The sequence below is a fragment of the Acinetobacter lactucae genome (genome assembly GCF_013344765.1).
Taxonomy (GTDB): Bacteria; Pseudomonadota; Gammaproteobacteria; order Pseudomonadales; family Moraxellaceae; genus Acinetobacter; species Acinetobacter lactucae_A.
On the sequence record NZ_JABVBF010000263.1, the window covers coordinates 1 to 2,636 of the forward strand.

Annotated in this window: 1 pseudogene; it reads right to left on the reverse strand. The window is 32.0% G+C overall.

What is annotated here, in order from left to right:
* Positions 1-2,636, reverse strand: a pseudogene (locus tag HUN22_RS16430) (ATP-binding protein); the annotation flags it as partial.

Below are 2,636 nucleotides of genomic sequence, written 5' to 3' on the forward strand. Positions count from 1 at the left end.
GTGTCTGACAGCTTCAATATCATTTTGATATTTTGATTTATCTTGAAGAGAGAATAAAGTTGTACTAGGTTCTTGTAAGCATTGCTGAAAACGATATTTATCTAATTCTAAAATTTTAAAATTAGTAACAACTGGTAATATAGAATTAGAAACCACTTGCTTATTAAGAGCTAAAACACTTACTACACCGAGAATTCCAACGGACTCATTTCCTGATGTAATTTTATGAATGAGTTCATCAAAATCTCGCCCTTGTTCTAGCTGTTCAAAGCACCAGTTCTCTAAGACCATAAAGGCCGATGAAATCGCATTATTTATCCAAACAGTTTTTTTCCAGATATATTGCTTTTCATTTCCCCAAAATTCTTGTACTCCCCAAGGAAATTCAATAGTAGTTGGTATAGGTGCTTGTTCAGAAATTTCACATAGTTGTTTCCATGCTTTAATAGCATGGTTAGATAGATCACGTATGAGCTGTAATGCATTATCTTCTGAATGCTTCAATAGTGAAAAAAATGGCTCCTTTAAAGGTGAGCTAGGATAAAAGTATTTAGATTCATATTTAATTGATAAATTTTCCCAATCCTTTCTCTGAATTTGTTGATATGGTGCTTGATGAAAAAATAAGGCACGACGATCAATCATTAATTGTTCTTCTTTTGATCTTTCTTCTTCAGGTTTAGCCAGTAACTCTTGATAATATTGCTTTGTTCTTTGATAGCTTCTTTCCTCACGTTCTATACGTGTTTTAGGCAGTTCATCTAATAAAAATTTTAGCGTTAAATCAGCAAGTAATTTTGGATGATGTTGTGAAATAAGGGATGAAGCACCTACTATATGTGCATAAGTATCTCTAGAAACTTCATTTTCCAAAAGTAGAAAATTTAAATATTTTTCCATATAGGATGGATTTGAATGTATTGAAACCAAAATTAAGTTAATTAGACCCAACTTAAAATCTTTTAAGTTAACTATTTGTCCCCAGTCGTTAGATCTTTCTTTTTGAGAAATTTCTAAAAGCCAGTGAATTGATACATCCAAAAGCATTTTAGACATTTGATTTGAGGGTATATGAATACCTAAATATTGCCAAACTTCAAAAATCTTCAGTATTTGAGGATATACTTTGGGAGGTATGCTTGGGATTAGCTTAAAAATATATTCTAAAAGTGTTCGCCATAGTGAAGCATCAGATGGCCAAGGATATTGAATAGCCATCTCTAGTTTATCAGACTGTATTAATAATACAGGATTTGCTTTAGTCTTCTCTGCTTGAAACCATGTCAATAACTTATTAAAGATATCAAAATCATTTTCGAGTAAGACTTGTGTATATCCAATACTCAACTCAATGAACTTTGGGTATCCTATTGGTCCAATCACCCATGCTCTTAACCATTGTGATCTTAGCTCTTTAAATTTTGGGTTTTCTAAATGACTAATCCACTGATCGTCAATAAATTCTCGTTGAGCAAGCAATTCTACAACCCTACTTATATAAGGAGGTTGTCCAAAGCTTTCTATTTTATTCAACCAGTCTTGTTCTTCTTCTAAAAGAAGATAAAGTAATGACCATTCATAAAATATGTCATGTGTAAAATCAACAGTAGAACTTTTAGAATTTACATGAACTATCCCGTCAACAACCAAGCTATCTAAAACATCAATAGGCTGAATCTCTCTACGCTTGACACTCTTACTAAGGCTTTGAGATTTAAGTTCAGAAAGTGTTTTTAAAAAATCTTGTCGATTATAAGTAGATTGACCAGTTTCATTAAATCCGCCTCGTTCCCACCATGCATCTATTAATTCTAGTTCTGACTCAGGTTCAAAATTATTGGCTTTTAAACTGGTTAAAACTTTAGCAAAAAAAGGACGTCTAATGATCTCTCTGACTTTACTATCACTGAATAATAGCTTCTGAATGCCAGGAATTTGTTGAGCTAATGTATAACAATCATCATCACTTAAAAGATCTACGTTTAAGGTTTGGATGGCTATATTCTTCAATAGAGCACCGACCCATAGTTTTAATGGTTCAAGTCCAGTGTCTCTTAACGTAGTAACGATTTTCCAATTGGTTAAATCGTGATTATTAAAAATTGTAGTAATTAACTCTTCAATGATTGGTTTACTATTTTCACTAATTCTGTCTATACCATCAATAAAGACAATAGGAACTCCCCCAACGGCTTCCAAACTTATTAGCCACTCTGAAATTGAAAAACTAGGTAGTCCAACTCTAGATAGATATTCCAACCAAGTATTACTTCCCGTAAGTTGATCTGATTTAATGAATAAAGATGGTAGATTATTAGCTTTTGACTCTGCGATTTGTCTTAGTAGAACTGATTTACCTGTACCTGACAAACCTGTAATTTGTATAAATCTGCCTAAATTTAATTTATCTTCAAACTCTTTATGTAATGCAGGTCTAGATAACTCCACCCCATCAATTATCTTCGGAATTAATTCTAAACTTTGTCGACTAATATCTTTAATTTTCTGTATTTCTGAAATGTAAAATCTTTGATCAAAAACCTTGCATTCAAAAAATTGATTGATTTCACTGAAATTTAAAGTATCAAGACATTCTGCTGCAAAATCATTATGATTTTCATTATGGACGATTAGTG